This is a genomic window from Mycobacterium sp. NGS59, assembly GCF_059812345.1.
On sequence record NZ_JCALCN010000048.1, the window covers coordinates 1 to 19,206 of the forward strand.

Annotated in this window: 16 protein-coding genes and 1 pseudogene; 2 read left to right on the forward strand and 15 right to left on the reverse strand. The window is 64.7% G+C overall.

Features of this window, described 5'->3' with window-relative positions; translation table 11 throughout:
* From AC5Y46_RS25910 to AC5Y46_RS25930, 5 genes are all read right to left on the reverse strand, one after another.
* The coding region (locus AC5Y46_RS25910; RefSeq protein WP_499993772.1) for a hypothetical protein at positions 1-188 on the reverse strand (188 nt) is incomplete at its 3' end.
* Between the two features lie 173 nt (positions 189-361).
* Positions 362-1,117, reverse strand: coding sequence for a YfbU family protein (locus AC5Y46_RS25915; RefSeq protein ID WP_083123076.1), 756 nt, complete (start codon positions 1,115-1,117; stop codon positions 362-364).
* Between the two features lie 223 nt (positions 1,118-1,340).
* Positions 1,341-2,201 carry an AAA family ATPase gene (locus AC5Y46_RS25920; RefSeq protein ID WP_055576339.1) on the reverse strand — a complete coding sequence of 287 codons (861 nt, stop codon included), beginning with the start codon at positions 2,199-2,201 and terminating at the stop codon, positions 1,341-1,343.
* Between the two features lie 7 nt (positions 2,202-2,208).
* On the reverse strand, positions 2,209-3,672 hold the full coding sequence (locus AC5Y46_RS25925; RefSeq protein WP_055576340.1) for a TnsB C-terminal domain-containing protein: 1,464 nt from the start codon (positions 3,670-3,672) through the stop codon (positions 2,209-2,211).
* Between the two features lie 54 nt (positions 3,673-3,726).
* Positions 3,727-4,323, reverse strand: a complete 597-nt coding sequence (locus tag AC5Y46_RS25930) for a recombinase family protein (RefSeq protein WP_055576341.1) — start codon at positions 4,321-4,323, stop codon at positions 3,727-3,729.
* Positions 4,324-4,490: 167 nt separating this feature from the next.
* Here AC5Y46_RS25930 and AC5Y46_RS25935 point away from each other — a divergent pair, with 167 nt between their 5' ends.
* Positions 4,491-5,279 carry a hypothetical protein gene (locus AC5Y46_RS25935; RefSeq protein ID WP_068021939.1) on the forward strand — a complete coding sequence of 263 codons (789 nt, stop codon included), beginning with the start codon at positions 4,491-4,493 and terminating at the stop codon, positions 5,277-5,279.
* A 529-nt stretch (positions 5,280-5,808) separates the two neighbouring features.
* Here AC5Y46_RS25935 and AC5Y46_RS25940 read toward each other — a convergent pair.
* The 4 genes and pseudogenes from AC5Y46_RS25940 to AC5Y46_RS25955 all read right to left on the reverse strand — a co-directional run.
* Positions 5,809-5,967, reverse strand: a pseudogene (locus tag AC5Y46_RS25940) (ATP-binding protein); the annotation flags it as partial.
* Between the two features lie 91 nt (positions 5,968-6,058).
* Entirely contained in the window at positions 6,059-6,850 is a 792-nt protein-coding gene (istB, locus tag AC5Y46_RS25945; RefSeq protein WP_499947000.1) for an IS21-like element helper ATPase IstB, read from the reverse strand.
* 26 nt (positions 6,851-6,876) lie between these two features.
* Positions 6,877-8,484 carry an IS21 family transposase gene (istA, locus tag AC5Y46_RS25950; RefSeq protein WP_499993776.1) on the reverse strand — a complete coding sequence of 536 codons (1,608 nt, stop codon included), beginning with the start codon at positions 8,482-8,484 and terminating at the stop codon, positions 6,877-6,879.
* Entirely contained in the window at positions 8,462-8,929 is a 468-nt protein-coding gene (locus AC5Y46_RS25955) for a MarR family winged helix-turn-helix transcriptional regulator (RefSeq protein ID WP_499946998.1), read from the reverse strand. Before AC5Y46_RS25955 ends, istA (AC5Y46_RS25950) begins: the two co-directional genes overlap by 23 nt.
* 70 nt (positions 8,930-8,999) lie before the next feature.
* Between AC5Y46_RS25955 and AC5Y46_RS25960 the strand changes: the two genes are divergently transcribed.
* On the forward strand, positions 9,000-10,172 hold the full coding sequence (locus AC5Y46_RS25960) for a macrolide family glycosyltransferase (protein ID WP_499946997.1): 1,173 nt from the start codon (positions 9,000-9,002) through the stop codon (positions 10,170-10,172).
* Between the two features lie 345 nt (positions 10,173-10,517).
* Here AC5Y46_RS25960 and AC5Y46_RS25965 read toward each other — a convergent pair whose 3' ends face one another.
* The 6 genes from AC5Y46_RS25965 to mobF form a co-directional block, all read right to left on the reverse strand.
* Positions 10,518-12,122 (reverse strand): sodium bicarbonate transporter family protein, encoded by a 1,605-nt coding sequence (locus AC5Y46_RS25965; RefSeq protein WP_499946996.1) that lies wholly within the window; start codon positions 12,120-12,122, stop codon positions 10,518-10,520.
* A gap of 451 nt (positions 12,123-12,573) precedes the next feature.
* Positions 12,574-13,227, reverse strand: coding sequence for a DUF4352 domain-containing protein (locus AC5Y46_RS25970; protein WP_499946995.1), 654 nt, complete (start codon positions 13,225-13,227; stop codon positions 12,574-12,576).
* 109 nt (positions 13,228-13,336) lie between these two features.
* Positions 13,337-14,137, reverse strand: coding sequence for an IS21-like element helper ATPase IstB (gene istB, locus AC5Y46_RS25975; protein ID WP_499993778.1), 801 nt, complete (start codon positions 14,135-14,137; stop codon positions 13,337-13,339).
* Entirely contained in the window at positions 14,134-15,663 is a 1,530-nt protein-coding gene (istA, locus tag AC5Y46_RS25980) for an IS21 family transposase (protein ID WP_499946994.1), read from the reverse strand. Before istA (AC5Y46_RS25980) ends, istB (AC5Y46_RS25975) begins: the two co-directional genes overlap by 4 nt.
* Positions 15,664-16,073: 410 nt before the next feature.
* The gene (locus tag AC5Y46_RS25985) at positions 16,074-16,394 is read right to left on the reverse strand and encodes a WhiB family transcriptional regulator (protein WP_499946993.1); all 321 of its coding nucleotides are present in this window, start codon (positions 16,392-16,394) and stop codon (positions 16,074-16,076) included.
* Between the two features lie 234 nt (positions 16,395-16,628).
* Positions 16,629-19,206: MobF family relaxase (gene mobF / locus AC5Y46_RS25990; RefSeq protein WP_499993780.1), on the reverse strand; the 2,578-nt coding region annotated here is incomplete at its 5' end.

The following is a 19,206-nucleotide window of genomic DNA, read 5'->3' on the forward strand; positions in this document are numbered from 1 at the left end:
GTACCGATCGGGGCATTAAGGCAGCGACCGGACCCGGGCTCGCCCGACACCAGACGACGCCAGTGCTGCGCCGGATGTGGCTGGCAGCTGAGGACCGGCCAGCTCGACTGTGAGTCCTGGTCGAAAAGGACGTCGTCAGCCTGAATTGCTTCGATGAGCACCCACTGAGTGCTGATCTGGTTTCTCATGCCCGTGAACGGTAGTTCGACGCCGAATACTCTGCTGCACAGCTTTTTGGCGGCCTCGCGCGCTCCTGAGTGGGGCACGGGATTTTCAGACCCAACCGGGCCGCTTGCGGGCCGGGCGGGAGCCGTCTCGTGTCTTTTGCGCCAGACCGGGGGAGCCAGGCCCCGCTCGAAGGCTAGCCGCGGCGCGACGGGTGGCGAGCGTCTGCGATCTGCTGCAGCTCGTCGAGGGACAGCAGGTAGTCCTCTCGGTGGAATCCGCGGTCGCGGCTGGCCTTGATGCGGCGGTGTTCGGCAACCATGCGCATGTAGGTGTCGAGCATGAGGGAGTGAGAGTTCCCCTCGTCGTTGCTCTTCCACTGTTCGTGCAGTTCAGCCCACCGGCCGTCGCTCATGAGGAACTCGACGTAGCGGGCCATGTGGTTTTCGAGGCCGTCGTTGCCGTCGAAGCCCCGGAATTCCAGCTCGTACTTGAGGTCCTCGTCGACTGCGGTCCCGTCCTTCTCCAGCCGCCGGATGCTGAAGGTGATGATGCGGAACATGTCGAGGATGTCCAGGACACGGCCACAATCACGCTTGGACAGCTCGGGGCTGAACCCGGCGACTTCACGCCAGTACTCCCCGGTGTAGCCCGCCTCGATCACCCGCGCACGCCCCAGCTGATAACCGAGGTCTCCGTCCACGTCGTCGTTGTCCTCGGGCAGCACGCGCGCGAGGATGCGGTGAAGCAGGGAAAGCACCTGCCGGTCAGCAATCCGCATCGTCTCCGGCGCCGGCAGGTCACCGTGGTCCTCCTTGGACTCATAGCCAGGGACGAGCGCGGCCATGAGTAGATCGCGGACGTACTCGCTGACGGTGACACCCTCGGCGTCAGCCATGTCCTTGAGTTCAGCGCGGACCTGATCGTCGACTCGGATATTCAAGACAGCCATATCGCCCTCCTTAACGTAATTTTGTATGACAAACAATAAACAGTGTCACACAACACTACGTGTGTGACAAGGGTGTTCAGGGGGACACGGTGTCGCCAGGAGCTGTTCTCGTTTCTAGAGAAACGAGACAGCAGTACGCGGCCCACCTTGCGGTCGAATAGCGCCAGGTCGCACCTGTGATCTTCAGAGGTAAGTGGCGGTGAATCTTCAGCGATAGATGGCGTTACATGATCCCGATGACGAGGGATTCGCGGGCGGCGTCGACGACTTCGCTTGTGACCGTGTTGAGCTGGTTGATGTCCATGATGCGATGGATCTGCGCCATCAGCCGGGTGGTGAGCCTGAAATTGCCGCTGGTGATGCGGATGATCGCGGCGCGGGCCTCGCGGGTGGTGAAGTCTTCGGGGTTGTCGAGGCCGAGGTCGGGCCACTGACGCGACAGTACGAAGGTTTGTTCGTCGCTGGACAGGGGTTGGTAGTGGTGCAGGAATCCGACGCGGCTGTAGAGCTGCGGGTAGCGGGCCAGTCGGCGTTCAATGCCGGGCATGCCGATGAGGATCAGGCCGGCGCCGGTGCGGTCGTGGTGGTCGCGTAGCGCTTCTAGGGCGGGGTTTTTCAGCCGGTCGGCTTCGTCGACGATGACCAGTTCGGTATACGCCCCGTCAGGTTCAACGAGGTGCTCGGAGCCGCGGTCGGGGTTCAGCGTGGTCTCAATGGCCCAGCTGAGCCGGGTGTGCAGGTATCGGACCTCTTTCTCGACGATGAGGGGTGTGTTGTGCACCTTGGGGGTGTAGAAGACGGTGCGCACGGCGAGAGCAGGTTCGGGTGCGACGGTCTCGTAGAAGCGGAAGTGCTCGACGATCGGTCTGACGGTGTCCCATGAGCTGTAGTGGCGAGCCGACAGCGTTTTGCCGACACCGGGTGCGCCGTGGCATAGGCCGATGTAGCGGTCGCGGCGCACGGCATCGCAGAATTCAACGAAGCGGCGATGCTGCTTGGTGACAACGAATTTCGTTGTGGTAGTTGACTGCTCGGATGAGGGGGCAGCGGTGTGTTGGGTGTCCTGGTCCTGGATGTCGGCCATGACGTGGTCAGTCCTCTCGGTAAAGCTTGAGCGCATGTTTGGGCGCCGAATCCTGGTCGAGGTCGGCTGGCCCACTAGCCGCTACGGCCATCCCAGGCAGCGGGTAGTTGCAGTCGGGCTGATGAACGGCGATGAGCTGGTCGACAACCTTGGCGCGATCACGAAGGCCTTGGCGTAGTTCGCGGCGGCGGGCATTGCGGGCGGCGGTTATTTCCTTGAGCGCGACGGTGGTGCCGGCCAGCTCGGGGCAAATCGCCCGGCAGACGAACTTGTCGTCGTGGAAGATGCGGATCTCTGCCAGGTCGCGCGGGTCGTAGCGGATGGTGACCTGTTCGCCGACGTAGGCGGCCAGCACCGGGTCTAGGTAGCGCAGTCCTTGGAAGTGCACTCCATCGGGGTGGATCTTGCGGGGCTGGGCCACGGTGAGCAGCAGCAGGTCGAGTTGCTCCAACGAGTCGGGCATCCTGGGCAAGAACCCGCCGCCCGACCAGCGCTGTGCTGGTGTTTGGCGGGTCTCGCTGTGCACCCGGTGGTGATAGCCGTCGCTGAGGAACCGCCCGATCGCGGTGTCCAATTCGGGCAGGGTGAGCCGGGCCTGTCCGGCTCGATCAGGGGTTCCGCGTGGCGCGTAGCCGGGCAACGTCGACAGGCACATCTGGTTGACGCTGTTGAACAGCCGCTCGATTTTGCCCCGGCCGCGTGGCTTGCCGGGCAGGGAGAACACCAGTTGGATTTTCAGTTCGGCCGCTACGGTCTCCATATGCCGGGAGGTGAAGTCGCTGCCGTGGTCGGTGTAGAAAACGCCAGGGATGCCGCACACCGGCCAACCGGGATCGGGTTTGCGCCAAATCGCTTGCCGCAGCGCCAAAGCGGTGTTGATCGCGGAGGGTGCCTCCAAGCTGACCATGTAGCCGGCTGCAGCGCGGGAGTGGTCGTCTTCGATGACAGTCAACCAGGGGCGAGCCGGCTTTGCCGACGGCGTGATCACCCATAGGTCCAGTTCAGTGTGGTCGGCCTGCCATAGCTCGTTCGGCCCGCTCGCTTGACGCCGATACACCAAATCGAAGGTCTCCTCGTATCGTTTGGTGCCCTCGTGGGCCAACATCCGCAAGCCCGGATCGAGGCCCGCGACGATCGCGTACACCGTGCTGTAGGACGGCACCGGCCAGTCATGTTGCGGCGCAATCTGGGTCACCTGGCGGTGAATATTTGCCGCACTGATCGGAGGCCGTCGTAATGCCAGCCCCTCGATCAGCGTGACCATTTGATCGGGCAACCCGCGGCGGCCGCAATCAGAGCGTCCAGGACGGACCAGCCCCACTAGTCCTGACTTGCGGTAGCTGGCCAGCCAGCGCTGCGCGGTGCGCAGCGCCACCTCACCCTGACGCGCGGCTTCGGCCAGCGATATCCCGTCGTCCAGGTGTGGGCGCAGCACCGCGTAGCGGGCCATCGCCTGTTCGCGTTGGGCCATGGTCAATGCGGTATCCGCTTCGTCCGGTGTCCTGACCGGCTCTTGCGGGGGGGGTCATGATGCGGCCGAGCCGTTGTTAAGGGCCTTGCCCAGATGCCGATAAATGGTGGGTCGGGTGACTCCGAACTCGGCGGCGATCTGCTCGACGGTGTAGCGACGCTTGCCGTGTTCGTCTTTCTCGTCGTACATCTGCTGGGCCAGCTTCACCTGACGGGGACCCAGTTTGGGTTTTTGCCCACCGGTGCGGCCGCGGGCCCGCGCGGCCGCCAAACCGTCCATGGTGCGCTCCGACATCAAAGCGTGCTCGAATTCCGCTACAGCGCCGAGGATTTGGAAGAACATGCGGCCAATGGCCGTTGAAGTGTCGATGCCTTGGTCGAGTACCACCAAATCCACGCCGGCGCCCTGCAGGCGCTTGGACAACTCGATGAGATGCTCCAGCGATCGGCCCAGCCGGTCCAGTTTGGTCACCACCAGCTGATCGCCGACACGGTTGGCCGACAGCAGAGCTTTGTCGAGCTCCGGCCGGCGGGCCAGCTTGCCCGACACCTTGTCGAGGAAAATCTGGTCACAGCCCGCCGCGGTGAGCGCATCGCGTTGGGCCTCGGGGTGCTGGTCGCGGGTGGAGACCCGCGCGTAGCCGATCCGCATGGCCGGACGGTATCGCCAACCCCCGACAAGTTGACGTTGGCGCGGACACGGCAAGCGTTACAGGCCTATCCTGCGGAAATGTTCAGCCTGGCGGACTGTCGCGCGAACGATCGTTAACGAAACACGCCGATGCTGCGTAACGGGGCGGTGTAAGGGATCGTGGCAGGGTGGATCATCAACCTCCTCGACCTGCCGGCTCGGCCGAGCCGGCTCAGTGGCTGATCGACCGGGTAGACCTATGGGATCACCAGCACTGGCCGACCGGCATGGTCGGTGCCGGCTTTGGGGCCTACGCCCGGCTACTGCATCCCCTCGACGATCACCCCGGACCACTGACCTGGGCGACGGTGGCCCGCGCCAACAGCCGCATTCTCCATCCATCGGCCTGGTGGGAGAAGATCAAGTCCTCAGCATCCTCGGGACGCGGCCGACCGGGCGACCCCATGCGGGGAGACCTGAACGGCTGGGCACTCAAGGCGCTCTGCGCCATCCTCGCCAGGCACACCACGACAGCACAGGCGTGCTGTTTCGCGGTCTGGGAAGGCTGGGGCTGGCTCCACGACCATGACAGTCCGGCGTCGACGATCACCGCCTACTACGCTCCCGACGGTGTGATCCCGGACATCCAACCGCCCCAGCCGGCACCGGCTCAATGGCGACTCGCCACAAGCGGACCCACCTTTTCACTACCCGGCCGCAGATACCACCTGTTTAAAGGCCACATCGACGCCGCCGTACGGATCGGACACTGGGTCAACGAGGACTTTTTCATCCCCCAATCGCCAAGCTTCTTCTGGCCCGCCGACCACACCTGGTGCGTGGCAACCGAAGTCGACTACGACTCCACCATCATCGGCGGTACACGTGAACTTATCGACCAGCTCCGCACATCCGAGATGATCGAGGTCCTACAGATTCCGCCCGACGCCCCATACGAAGATCGCCTAAACGCTTAACCGCACGCGGGTCATCGCGACTATGTGACGCCATTTACCGCTGAAGATTCACCGCCACTTACCTCTGAAAATCACAGGTAAGAGGTCATCTGTGAAGACGCCGTGCTGTATTGGCGTGCATCCGCGACTATTAGACGGCACGCCACCGACAGTTCTCGATGACCTGTGCGCTGAAGCGGCCCGGCTGTGCCTGGACTGTCAGGCAATCGTTCTGCGAGCACAGGAAGTTGTCACTCGGAGCCAGCAGCTTATAGCGCACTCCGAACAACGGCGTCAACAGCGTTCACTGTGGATGAGACGCGCTGCGGCCGATCGAGACAGGATCTCATCACTCTCGTTGCTTTAGAAACGAGACAACCTGGATATCGACACCGCTGACACCTCCCGTCGCGGTTCAGGCTTTCGACCAGGCGGGCACTCCTCGCGCCCAGATCGCCCGCACCCCCGGCATCTTCCGATCCAGCGTCTACCGTAGCCTCGTCATGCCCAGCGAAAATCATCTGCCTGGCAATGTGTCGCCTGCCAGGGTGATGGGCTCGTAGAAGTCGCTGGTTTTGGTGGTTTCCAGGCGGTGGAGCGCCAGATCATCAATGATCAGCAGCTCGACGCGGTGCAGTTTTCGCATCTCGTCTTCGTAGGTGCCGTCCAGGCGTGCCCCGCGTAGGCGTTTGAATAACGTGTCGGCCCTGGCTTTGGTCGTCAATCTTGACGTCGGTTGTTCGCGAATTCTGACGTCACTGCGGTCGTCTGCGGCATCGGTGTGTTCGTGAATGTTGACGTCACTTGTCGGTGTTGTCGCGGTTGCGCAGGGTGTGGGCGAGGCGGTAGGAGTCGGTGCCGGTTTCGAGGATGTTGCCGCCGAAGGTGAGGCGATCGACGATGGCGGCGCACAGTCGCGGGTCGGTAAAGGTCTTTGTCCAGCCGCTGAACGCCTCGTTGCTCGCGATGCCCACGGAGGCCTTTTCCTCGCGTTCGGTGAGCACCTGGAAGAGCAGCTCTGCGCCTCGCTTGTCCAGGGCCATATAGCCAAGTTCGTCAATGCAGAGCAAGTCAACCCGGCCATAGCGGGCGATCGTCTTGGTCAGCGTCATTTCGTCGGCGGCTTCGACGAGTTCGTTAACGAGCTTGGCGGCCAGGGTGTATTTGACCCGGAAGCCAGCCATGGCGGCCTCGGTCCCCAAGGCGATGAGCAGATGACTCTTGCCGGTGCCGGAGTCACCGATGAGGCAGAGGGGCTGGCCTTTGCGAACCCAGTCGCAGGTGGCCAGGGTGTTGATGACGGCGGGGTCAACATTCGGGTTGGCAGCGTAATCGAAAGTGCGAAGCGACTTTTCACGCGGGAACGCCGCAGCCCGGATACGGCGTTCGGAGCGCCGGCGGGCGCGGTCATCGCATTCGGCGAGCAGCAGCTCAGCTAGGAAGGCGCGGTAGGACTGTTGTTGGCGGGCGGCGGTGTCGGCGGTCTCTGGGAAATGCTGCCGGATGGTGGGCAGCCGGAGCATGCGGCAGGCCTGGTCGATAGCGGCGTCGGCGGCTTGTTCGGTCAGTCCGCGGCGAGCTGGTGTACTCATCTCGGTGAGGCCTTTCGTTTGATGTTCTACGGGTTGTTGTGCCGGAGAAGCTGGTCATAGGCGGTCACTGACGGCGGCGGCCGCGTGTCGACCGGCAGATGGGTCAAGCGGCGCTGGGTCAGCGACGCCACCGACATCACGTCAGGGGGCGACGGCTCGATGCTCGCAGTGACGCCTTGGGCGGCGTCAGCGGCCTTACGGGATTCCAGGGCGACGGCGTCGGCGGTCAGTGCCCCGGCGTGTAGTGCTGCGGTGATGCCGGCCACGACGTGGCGGTGGTCGGTATGGCGGTGCAGCAGAAGGACTTCGATGAGTGCGCGGGTTCCTTCGGTGTCACCGTGGGCCTTGCAGGCAGCTGCCCACCACGCGTCGTGGGCGGTGGTGAAGATGCCCGCGGCGCGGGCCTGCTCCAGCGCGGTCGCCCCGGGGAAAGCACCGGGTTTGCGGATGAAGGCCTCCAGGTAGTGGTCCAGGTCCAGGCAGGCGCCACCCTTGGTCAGCATTCGTTCGTGGGTGGCCACGAGGGTCCGGCCGTCGTAGACGGTCAGGTCGGAGGCGTTGAGCAGTACGCGGACTTGGCGTCCGATGAGCCGAGAAGGCACGGAGTACCTATTGGTGCGCACGGTGATCTGGGCGTAGCGGTCCACCCGCGGTGTCAGCCACAGCCCGGTCTCGAACGGCTCGACGGGTAGGGGTTTGAGGAGTTGGCGTTCCGCGCTGAAGGATTCGGCGACGGTGTGGGCGCGGTGCCCGATCCGGCGGTGATCGTCGTCGCGGTCGTAGTCGTCGATGAGTTCGTTGAGTTCGCGCAGCGATGCGACCTCGGGTACGGGCACGAGGTGATTGCGCCGGAACCATCCGATGTCGCCTTCCACACCGCCTTTTTCGTGAGCCCCGGTGATTCCTGGCTGGCAGTAGAACGCGTCGAGGTCAAAGTGTGAGCGAAACGCCACCCAGCGGTCGGTTTCGACGCGTTGGCGGGAGAACCCGATCACTTGGGCCACAGCGGCTTTGAGATTGTCGTAGCGAACCTTGCCGGCGGGTACCCCACCGAGTACCTGGAAGGCGTGCACGTGGCCCTCGAAGAAGGCTTCCTGCCCGCCGGTTGCCGACGCTCGGTGAACAGCCTTGCCCGAGTAGGACATTCGCAATGAGAACAGGTGGCAGGTGACGAGTTGGCCGCGCAGGCGGACACCGATTTCGCCGAAATCCACTTCGGCTTCCCGGCCGGGCAGGTGCGTCTGCGGGACGAATACCCCGGGCACGCCGCGGCCGCATTCGATGCTGATCTCTGGCCGTCGTGTGGCCACGTAGGCCCGCACCACCGGGTAGGACACGTCGTCCATGCCGTGCTCGGTGCGCAGCCGGTCGAAAATCCTTGTGACGGTGTGACGTTGCTTGCGCGGTGCGTCGAGGTCGGCGCGCAGGATGTCGTCGATGACGGGTTTGAACGCGTCGAGTTTCGACACCCGGGTCGGGTAGGCGGCGCGCTGCGGCGGCCACGCCGACGCTACCGCCGCCTGCACCGTGCGCCACCCGACACCATGTTTGCGCTGAATCTCGCGACCGGATACGCCCGCGCGGGCGTCGCGGCGGATCGCCGCGTACAACTCAACTCGGGCGTTCCGAGACATCAGCGCCGGCGAAATTGGCCATCGCGGTGATCACCCGGGTCAGGTAGGTGCCGACCGCCTGCTGGGCGGACTCATCCAGGCTGTCGCTGATCGTGGTGAGCGCCTCCACGAGCGGGCCGATCGCGGCCTGCGAACGGGCAGCGGTGGCCTCGGTGACCTCCAGAACGACTCTGCGGCGATCCGAAGGGTCCCGGCGGCGGCGGATGTAACCGGCGCGTTCGAGCCGATCCGCCAGCACCGTGGCCGACGCCGAGGACATTCCCAGCCGCCGGCCCAACTCCGCCGGCCCCGCTGGTGGCAGCCCCACCAGGTGATGCAATGCCGCTAAATCGTTGAGCGGCAACATAAGTTCGCGGGCCATCAGCGCGTTGATGGGGCCTGCTAGCCGGACGACCTGACCGACCAGGCCCGCCAAATCGGTCCGGGTGGCGCTCGCACCGGTCATTGCATCATCCTTAGCTGTGTAATGTAACTAGACGTGTCTAGGTAAATCTATCGGAAATGGATGCGCTGCGATGCATGTTCTGTTCACCACCCCGCCGGCACCCGGGCATGTGTATCCGACGCTGCCACTGGTTGAGGAACTCACCGACCACGGGCATCGCGTCACCTACATCAGCGGCAGATCGCTGGCATCCGAACTGCACCTGGCTGGAGCGGCGGTCGTTGATCTGGGCTGGGAACCCAACACCAGCACCCTGGCCGCCACCGGCTTCACCGCCGAGACCCTCAGCGCCGACCTACGCGCGTTCCTGGCTGCGGCTCGAACCCTCACCCCGCACCTGCTCGACGTGCTCGCCGCCGACCCTCCCGACGTGGTGTGCACGGACAGTGTTCCCCTCGGACCACTGCTCACCGGCATCTTCGAGGTGCCGATGGTCTCGCTGGTCCCGACCTTGGCGACCAACACCGTGTTCACCCCGGCCGAGCTGATCGACGGATTCACCCCGAACCATCCGGGCATGGGGCGCTACTTCGGGGAACTCACCGACTGGTTCACCTCCTACAGCCAGCCCGTCCCCAACGGGCACGACACCGGCAGCACGCCTGCGTCACCGTCGCTCGTGTTCGTGCCACGGGAGTTTCAGATCGCCGCAGACACCTTCAACGACAGCTGTCACTTCATCGGCCCATCAGTACCGCAGCGCGCCCGCCAGATACCGCACTGGCAACCCCCGCCAGGTAACGCACCGCTGCTCTTGGTGTCTTTGGGAACCGCGTTCAACAACCAACCAGACTTCTTCACCTCGTGCGCAGACATGTTCGCCGACAGCATGTTTCACGTCGTGATGGCCATCGGTGATCATCTTGATCCCGCCGCACTGGGCATGCTGCCACCCAACATCGAAATCCACCGCCGGGCACCCCAACTCGCGGTTCTACGCCACGCGGCGGCGTTCATCACCCACGCCGGGATGGGCTCGGTCATGGAAGCGCTCTACCACCAGGTGCCCACCATCGCCGTTCCTCAAGTCCGCGAACAGGCCGTCAACGCCGGCCGCATCGACCAACTCGGCCTCGGGGTGCGCGTCCCCTCGGCCACGGCCCATCAACTTCGGGATGTGGCCGAGCGCGTCGTCGCCGACCCAAACATCCGTGCCAACCTCGACGCCATGAAGAACGCCATCGACCAAGCCGGCGGTGCGGCCACCGGCGCCGACATCATCGAGACCGCCGGGACGCGGTAAGTCCACATCCCGAGCCGGACATTGAGCACCCGGCCGACCCGAGCTCGCCGGCCCAATCACCAACGGCGATGTCACGTCACTCCCTTGGGCCTGACTCCAACATTCACGAACAATCAATCACCCACGTTTCGCACCGACGCCACCATTCACGAACAAACGACGTCGAGATTGGTGCTCATAGCCACGGCCCGTTCGGTGTGCACGCTGTGATGGCGGCGGAAAGCCCAGTAGGCCGCTGAAGTCGGGCGTGTATCCCGTCTTCAAGCCCAACACGTGTAATACCAATCCTACGTCGGCTCAGTCTTTTGGACTGCAGCATCAGGACGTTTTGCATCACCTCGAAGCTTAGGGCCGGAAGTCCCCCATGCTCTCGTCGTCGGCCTGCTCATCGGCGTCGAGCAAGGCCAGATGCTCTGCCTGGAACCACCTGTTGAGCAGAAGTCGCAACGGCACCAGCATCGCGATGAATAAGGGGAACAAGATCCCCACCGGGCTGCTCTTGAGGATCCACAACACCACCAGACAAAGAACCTGCACCAAGGTGAAGACGTGGATGACTTTCCAGGGAACATGACGAACGTAATGGGTGTTGGGGTACAGATTGCGGTCCGTCAACCACAATTTCAACCGCGCATAGAAGTCCGTCCCGTTGAGGGTGGCGAAACCCATGAACAGGAACAGGCCGAAAAGTACCTCGATCGGAACTTTCTTGATCACCGGCAACATGAAAATTGAGGCAGCGATCAGCAAATGAATCGCGAGCGGGGAGACTCGATTTTCTCGGACAGCTAGAATTCGCTCCGCACCGGAGTCGTCGTCTTCAGACTGGTTTGCGCCAAATCCCTGCGACACATACGTCTCGACGGGTCGTTTGGTGGTCGCCAGACTCTTGACGTGGTTGAGGGAATGGACCGTGGCCGCCACGATCCAGGGCAAACCGAACACCGAGCACACCGCCGTGATGACGGCGACGACAGCCAGGTCCAGGTGATAGCCCCCACCTTTTCGGAGGGCATGCGACGGGCTGTTGACCAGACGAGTCGTAATGTTCTGATCGAGAAATAGCAGAACCGTGACGAGGATTGCCGGCCCGAGGCAAGCGAGGATCAGCCAGACGGGCACCGAGAACATGTCGACGAGCCAGGGCCGGCCGGTAGTGGTGCCAAAATGGTCGGGAATGGCCACGTCCGCCACCTTGACCTCCGGCAACGCCAAAGCGAAGATCGTCATCAGCGCGATGGCGATGGTGGGTCCGAAATCTGCCACGAATTCACGGAACCTGCGCTGGATATACCTGGTCTGCAGGAAAGTCTTGAAGTTGCGGGCCAACAGAAATGTCCCCAGTGCCAGCACCACGGTCATCAGGGCGGTCGCGTCGTTGCGCGATGACGCGGTGAAGGGCGACACCACGGAGCGCGCCGCTTCGACGATGAAAATGACGGCGATGAGGACGGCGAAGATCTCGTCGACGAAGCGGGTGAAGAACCTCATCAGCGTGCTGGCATCGGTGACCGCGAGGACGAGCATGAGAACGCCCGACCAAACTCCTACCCAGGCGTAGACCGGTAAAAAGGGAAGATCGAAACGCCGGCACATCGTGTACAGCAGGCCGGTGAAGATGACGATGGGGCCGGTGCCGCCCAAAATTGTCAGGGGTTGAGCGGACAGGAGCGCGAACAGGATTCCGCCGAAGGCGGTTGCCACAATCATTTCCACGATGCCGATCTCACCGTCGGTCATGACACTGGTGAGGCCACCGAAGGCAATAGCATTCGCAAGGCAGGCGAAAAAAAGAAAACTGACAGATGCTACGGCTTTCGAATGCAGCCCGTCCTTGAAGTCGCTCGTGTAGAAAGGCAGCTTTCGCTGCACGTCCGCCCAAAGACCGCCGCCCAATCGGCCGGTGTAGGTCAGGAGGCCGACCTCGTGCGCTTGTGGGGCGTCCGACACGCTGCTCCGTCTGCTTGACACGGATCAACCTTCCAGCCGAAACACACTCGGCCCGCTCCGGGCCAAGCTGCCGACCAGACTTTCCGGCGCACCTATTGCAAACATGCCGTGCCGGGCTGGCGAAAAGCAACCCCAGACGGGGCGCTCATCGAGTACTCATAGGCCACCGGACCACCAGAAGTTGGTGACGCTGCACTCAACGAAGTCCCAGCGAACCGCGAATCTGATTGGGGTGGAACCGATTCCTACGACCAGACCACTCTTACAAGGTGATCTCTAGGTTGAGCATGGGACCAGTTGGTCTTCCGGCTATGGGCCATGTGATGGTGACTTATGGAGTCGTTGCCGGACAATCCGACGCAGTCGGAGGGGCCCGGCTTTGGCTTTTGGCGTTGTCGGTACGACTGGCCTTCGACGATAAGTTCGTAGGCCGCTGATTGCCTGGCGCGCCCTACTGAAGCTTGACCTTGGCGCCCCCGCTAAACGCCGAATCATGAAGCTCCACGGTGGAATATGTGGTACCAGGTGGGACGTCAAAAGGCACTTGAGTCGTGATCGTGAACCCCGGATTCATGTCAAGAATCATCGAGGTGTCGTCGTTGATCGACAAGGCGGTTGAGGAATCAGCCGCGTATTCCTTTCCCCCGCTATCGATCAACTTCTGGTTTTGCACGAAAAACGACTGCGGTTCGTTGCCGATATTCCGCACAGTCATCGTGATAATGACAAACTCCCCCCGCGGCTTGGAAGTGCCTTCCCGGGTCGAGGTGCGAACGTTGGTCACGGTGAACGCGAACTTGCCGTCACGCACTTCTTGTCCCACCCCCGGTGTGGTGTCGGCTCTACTCGGCGGGGCACCGCCGCTGCTACCCGTACTAGTGGTGGTTTTGTCGCTGCCGGCGCTCCCTACGACCGCGACCAGCGCCGTACACCCGCCGAAAAACAGCACCACCACCGCCAGCAAGATCCACGGCCATACCGGCCGCTTGGCCTTGAGCACAGTCGGCAGCGGAGCAGTCGCAGTCCACTGACTGCCGTCCCAATAACGGGTGCCAGGCACGCCGGAAGGATCCGGGTACCAACCTGGTGGGGTGGCGTGCGTCATAGTCCACGCACCCTACCGGGACGTCGGAAAACCGCGCAGGCGATTGACGGTTGCGTTTCGTCAAGTGATCTGGCCCCACTGCCGTCGTGAATTTTGGCCCCACCGTGTGTCAGGTGCCGCGTTTGTTGCGGTTTGTCGTCTTGCTGGTGCGGAGTCGGTAGGAGTTGGTCCCGGTCTCGATGATGTGGGCGTTAAAGGTGATGCGGTCGACGATGGCGGCGACCAGGCGAGGGTCGGGGAACACGGTGCCCCACTCACTGAACGGGAGGTTGGTCGCGATCGCCACCGAGGCGCGTTCTTCGCGTTCGGTGATGATCTGAAACAGCAATTCCGCTCCGCGGGAGTCGATTTGGACGTATCCGAGTTCATCGAGGCAAAGCAGATCCAAGCGTCCGTAGCGGGCCACGACGCGGGAAAGGACACGTTCGTCGGCGGCTTCGACGAGTTCGTTGACCAGCTGGGCGGTGGTGACGTAGCGGACTCGGCGTCCCTGTTCGCAAGCCGCGAGGCCAAGCCCGATGAGCAGGTGGGTTTTGCCGGTGCCGGAGTCGCCGAGCAGCACGACGGGCTCGCCGGCGTCCATGTAGTGCCCGGCGGCGAGCTGCCCCAGCGTTGCGGGTGCGATACCGGGGACGGCGTCGATGTTGAACTCCGCCAACCGTTTCACTCTGGGGAACTTGGCCTCGTTGACACGGCGAGCTCGTCGTCGTTCGGTACGGTCGTCGACCTCTGCGGCCAGGACTTCGGCCAGATAGCGAAGATGGGTATGGTGCTGCCGTGCGGCGATCTCGGCCAACCGAGCGGCCTCGGTGCGCACCGTCGGCAGGTGCAACTCACGGGCCGCAGCCCCGATCGAGGCCTGAGCGGCGGCATCGGTGGCTCCGTTGCCGGTGGTGGTTGTCGTGGTCATGATTCGCTTCCGGTCAGCAGGTCGTCGTAATCGGTCAACGACGGAGCGGGACGGTCGTAGCGGGCCAGCGCACCGATCGGGACCACCGGCGCGATCGCCGTCGTATCGCGGCGAGCATCGATGAGCACCGCCTCGGGGTCCAGGCACCCCGAGGCCACGGCCCGGTCCATCGCGGCGATCAACGCCGCGGCGGCCATCGTGCGGTGCGCCAACAAGACGATGATCAGGGCGCGGGTTCCGGCGGCGTCACCGCGCGCGGTGCGAGCAGCGTCCCAGTAGGCCTGGTGGCTGGCGGTGAACACCCCGCGCGCCTTGGCCTGCGCCAGCGCGGTCGCTCCGGGCAGCGCACCAGGCTTGGTCGCCAGCACCTCCAGGTAGTGATCCAGGCACAACACCTCGACGTAGCGTCCGACCGCCCGGTCGTGACGCGCCACGATCCGCGGCCCGTCGTAGACCTCGACACCCCGAGCACTCAAACGGACCGGCAGCCGTCGCCCGGCGTAACGTGCCGGCACGGAGTAAAAGCACTGCCGCACAGACACTCTGGCACGATTATTGATACGGGCGGTCAGCAGACGGGCGCAGTCGAACGCCTCGGCCGGCAGCCCCATCAACGAGTCATGCTCGGCGGCGAACGCCGCACCGACGGTGATCGGACGCCCGGTGATCACCCGGTCGTCGTCAAGACAGTCGGCCGCGGCGATCAGGGCGTTGAGTTCGGCCAGTGAGGCCACCGCCGGGACCGGGACGAGGTGGCGGCGCCGGAAACGTCCGATCTCACCCTCCACCCCACCCTTCTCATGGGCGCCCTCCAGGCCCGGACGGCAGAAAAACGAATCGAACCCGTAGTGGCTGCGCAGGGCGATGAACCGTTCGGACTCGGCCCGGTCGCGGCCCTTGAGCACCCGCACCACGGCGGGTTTGAGGTTGTCGTAGCGGATCCGCCCCGGCACGCCACCGAAATGCTCGAAGGCCAGCACGTGACCCTCCAGGAACGCCTCCTGGGCCTGGGTGGCAAACGCGACGTGAAAGGCCTTGCCCGAGTGCGACAATCGCATCACGAACATCCAGCACTTCACCACCAGCCCGGCGATGGTGGCGAAGAACTCACCGAAGTCGACCTCGGCTTCGGCACCGGCCTCGTGGGTCTGCGGCACCGACACCTCATTCTCGACCAGTCCGAGCTGCCCTCGGCGCAGCGCGACGTAGCGCGACACCGTCACCTCCGAGCACGCCGCCCCGTGCTCAGCGACCAGACGCTGCCAGATCCGCCGCGCGGTATGACGCTGCTTGCGCGGCGCCTCCTGATCGGCGCGCAGCCAGGCGTCGATCACCGTCACCCACGGATCGATCGCCGGACGCGGACGCGCCGGATAGGCCTTGCGCGGCGGCGGTACCGCGTCATCGAGGGCTTGGCGCACTGTCCGGCGATGCGTGCCGTGCCGGTCTGCCAACTCGCGGATCGACAGGCCCTCAACCCGCCGATCTCTCCTGATCTTCTCGAACAACTCCACGCGTGACCGCATCCTGACCGACCCTCCCTGACCGCGACCGCCAGGAACGACGGGCGACAGGAACGATCTGAACGAGGGTGGGGCCAACATTGGTGACGACACACCGCCCCACCCGGCCAGCCGTGATCACCACCCCGGTGGGGCCAACATTCGTGAAGAACAACGGCCAAAGTGGGGCCAAGTCAGGTGACCACACTCAGACGGTCGACGGACCGTAGCGCAAAGCAACTTCTTAACCGCTTACAGCACTCATAAGCTCGCCCGCAGCTACCGGCGCGCTATGTCATCTACGGCGCCGAGCGCGATGAACCTCGCGTTTTCTGCTCCCATGACCACGACGGAATGACCCGCCTCTGACCTTTGGCTCGTTGCGCGGCAACCGCTCTCGGCGTAGGTGCGCTTAAAACGCAACTCCACAAAGATCAGTTCCGGGAGCCGCGGGGGCGGCCGCGTCGGCGCGGGGCAACCTGATAGCCACCACGTTCGGCCAGCACCCGCAGGCGGCGCAGCGCGAAGTCGCGGGCGCGCTGCCCGGATTCGGGTATTATCACCCCGGCCCACAGCCCCTGCACGTTGGTGGCCTGATAGGCCTGCTGGGCGCACCATCCCCGGCGCGGGCAGGCCACACACAGCGCGACGGCTTGGGTGTCGGGCTGGGTAGTGGTCCAGCGCTCCGGGTCCGCGGTGCAGCGGGGCACACACCCCTCCAACAGTGCCGAGTATGAGGTTGCTGCCGCAGCCATCCGCCGTCCCCTTACCGCGTGTGCCACACCCATCTGGTGCGACATCCCCCACTATCTGGCACTAGCGTACTAAAGAAAGGGCTCCTAGCTGGGCCGATCGGCCCACGCCGTCACCAACAACGATCCGACGCGCGCCGGGTTCGCCCCGCTCTAGGCGCATTCCGCCAGAAAGCCCACCCATTACTTCCCGGAAACTCTCTTTTTAGCTAGGCACGATCACCGCAGCCGATCCCGCTACAGTTCCAGCCCGTAGCTTCGGTCGCGTTGGTGCGCGCGGGTGCGGTGTAGGTGCTGTTGGGCCCAGCGGCGTTGGTCGAGGATGATGTCGAGGCGTTGGTTGTGCCAGGCGCGGTAGGCGCGCTGGCGGGCCTGGCGGGCACGGTCGCGGCTAATCAGCAGTCCGCGCACGACATCAGGCAGCTGGCGGGGGTCGGCGGTGGCGGCGATGTGGTGGGCGCTGGGGGCTGGGGTGTCGCGGTGGGCGATCACCGCGCGCACGAGCTGGACGGCGTCGGCGGTGGTGCCGCGGCGCAGCACATGCACTCCCAGTTGGTCGCGGTGTTCGTGGGCGGTCTCGGTGGCGTGGCGTTCGTAGAGGTAGGCGGTGTTGGACTCCCGGCCGCGGGTCATCGCCACATACAGCAACGCCCGGCTGGTGCGCTCTCCCATTACCGCGTGGGTGGTGTCGGCGGTGACCCCTTGCGCCGAATGCACGGTGACCGCATACCCATGGGTCACCTGCTGGTGCAAATACTCCCCGGAGAAAGCGGCGCGGGCGCCGTCGCTGAGCCGGCGGGCGGCGATGCGGTCACCGGCGGGATCGACGGCCAGGACCTGCCAGCGTTGCCCGTTGCGTACCGGGGCATCCCCGCATCGGGTGTTATCCGCGGCGGCCAACACCGTGATGTCGCCGGTGTTGCGGCGGGTCAGGATCAGATCCCCCACCGCGAGCTGGTGCCCGCGCGCCGCAGTCACGGTGGGGGCGGCTTGGGCGTGCGGGTCGCGGGCGCCGAGACGGTCATCGTGCAGTCGCCGGTTGAGCGCGTCGGCGATCTCGGTGGTGTCACACACCAACAGCGCATCCCGACCGGCGGCGACGTCGGCGCGGTACGCCTCAAGGGCGTCGGTGGCCATGGCGATCGGGTCCCCACAGTGCAGCCGGCTATGGCCGGCGTACCAGTTCACCGCGCGCCGTAGCGGGGCGGGCCCGCCCTCCCGCAACGCCAGCGAGGCGGCACGCTCGGCCGGATCGCTCATCCGCCACACCTCAGAGAGGGTTTGGGTCCAGGGCAGATCCGCACAGAGTTGGTCGAACATCCCCCCGGGCGCTTTGACAGGGCTGAGTTGGTGGGCATCGCCGACCAACACCGTCTTGGCGCCGGCCGTAGTGGTCGCGGTGAGCAGCGCCCGTAGTTCGGTGGTGCCGACCATCGCGGCCTCATCGAGGATCACCAGGGTGTGCTGATCCAGCCGCAGCGTTTCGTCACGTAACGCCTTTAGCGCGGCGGCGACGGTCATCCCGGTATCGCCGGCGCCTTCGCGGACCGCGACGTCGACGGCTTTGCCGGTCGGGGCGATCACCAGCACCCGTTTCCCGGAGTGGCGGGCCCCGATCCGCAGCGCCCGCATGGAGGTGGTTTTCCCGGCCCCCGCCGGCGCCGAGAGCGGGCAGACCAGCCACGGCAACCAGGCAATGTTCTCCACCGCGCGGGCTTGATCCGACGACAGCCCGACCACATCTAGATCCCGCAACCCGTAGAGCTCCGCGCGCTCATCGCAGGCATCAACCAACTCGAGCAGCCGGGCCTCGGTAGCCAAGATCTTGTCCAGGGTGAACCGCGCCGATCCTTCCCGCTGATGCGCCGCCCGCGGCCCCGAAATCCGCATCCCCAACTGCTCGACCGAGGCCTCGATCAGCTGCCGCGGCGAGCGCGCATCACCGTCGACATCGACCGGCAGTTGCGCGCCGAGCAGCTCCACCAAATCCGCGCGCGTCAGCACCGCCTTGCCCCGCGCTTCGGCCGCCTCGACCAGCCGGGCGCGCGACCACACCCCGCGCCCCGCCGCCGCCACACGGGCCTGACTCGCTGCCTGATGCGCGGCGCGATCAATCGTCCAACCGCGCGGATCCTCGCGCCACAACCGGCGCAATTCCGCCCACGCCAGCTGCTCAGGTTTACCCGGGCGGGTCGCTTTCTGCGCGGCCGCCAACTGCGCCGCGCTCGGCCCCACCGCTGGGTCAACCACGACCAGATTCTTGGCCGCCCACGCCCGCAACGCACTAGCGCGCTGCGACCACGCCGTAATACTTCCCGGGTCGATCGCGGCGACCTCGGCCATCCCGGTTGCGGGGTCGATCGGGGACCATTCCACCCCGATCGCGCGGTGCAACTCCCGGCGCAGCGTGGCCTGATAAATCACCCCCGCCGCCCGCGCCTCGTGAAACAACGACGTCCCATCGAGTGACACCAGTTTTCCGTCCGCGCGGGCCTGGCGGTTGGGCACGATCACATGGGTATGCAGATGCGGATCCCCCGCCCGCGACGTCTCATGCTGATACGCCACCGCCACGATTCCGGGCAGCCGCACCAAATCTTTTTGCCCCGTATCTGAGTTGTGCACCCGGGTGTAGCCGGCATGCTCGGCCAGGTACTCCAACGCCTCGCCCAGGGCCGCGGTGTGGGCGACCACCACCGCCTTCTGCGTCACCTCATTGGGGTGCAACGCCCGCAACAACGACACCGACTTCGGGGCGCAAAACGTCAAATCAAACCCATGCACCGACCCCTTACCCCACGCCCGACCACACTGT

What these genes read in the sequence shown, in the direction of transcription:
- AC5Y46_RS25915 (WP_083123076.1), bottom strand. Translation starts at nt 1,117, where the DNA reads ATGGCTGTCTTGAATATCCGAGTCGACGATCAGGTCCGCGCTGAACTC.
- AC5Y46_RS25920 (WP_055576339.1), bottom strand. Translation starts at nt 2,201, where the DNA reads ATGGCCGACATCCAGGACCAGGACACCCAACACACCGCTGCCCCCTCA.
- AC5Y46_RS25925 (WP_055576340.1), bottom strand. Translation starts at nt 3,672, where the DNA reads ATGGCCCAACGCGAACAGGCGATGGCCCGCTACGCGGTGCTGCGCCCA.
- AC5Y46_RS25930 (WP_055576341.1), bottom strand. Translation starts at nt 4,323, where the DNA reads ATGCGGATCGGCTACGCGCGGGTCTCCACCCGCGACCAGCACCCCGAG.
- istB (WP_499947000.1), bottom strand. Translation starts at nt 6,850, where the DNA reads ATGAGTACACCAGCTCGCCGCGGACTGACCGAACAAGCCGCCGACGCC.
- istA (WP_499993776.1), bottom strand. Translation starts at nt 8,484, where the DNA reads ATGTCTCGGAACGCCCGAGTTGAGTTGTACGCGGCGATCCGCCGCGAC.
- AC5Y46_RS25955 (WP_499946998.1), bottom strand. Translation starts at nt 8,929, where the DNA reads ATGACCGGTGCGAGCGCCACCCGGACCGATTTGGCGGGCCTGGTCGGT.
- AC5Y46_RS25960 (WP_499946997.1), top strand. Translation starts at nt 9,000, where the DNA reads ATGCATGTTCTGTTCACCACCCCGCCGGCACCCGGGCATGTGTATCCG.
- AC5Y46_RS25970 (WP_499946995.1), bottom strand. Translation starts at nt 13,227, where the DNA reads ATGACGCACGCCACCCCACCAGGTTGGTACCCGGATCCTTCCGGCGTG.
- istB (WP_499993778.1), bottom strand. Translation starts at nt 14,137, where the DNA reads ATGACCACGACAACCACCACCGGCAACGGAGCCACCGATGCCGCCGCT.
- istA (WP_499946994.1), bottom strand. Translation starts at nt 15,663, where the DNA reads ATGCGGTCACGCGTGGAGTTGTTCGAGAAGATCAGGAGAGATCGGCGG.
- AC5Y46_RS25985 (WP_499946993.1), bottom strand. Translation starts at nt 16,394, where the DNA reads ATGGCTGCGGCAGCAACCTCATACTCGGCACTGTTGGAGGGGTGTGTG.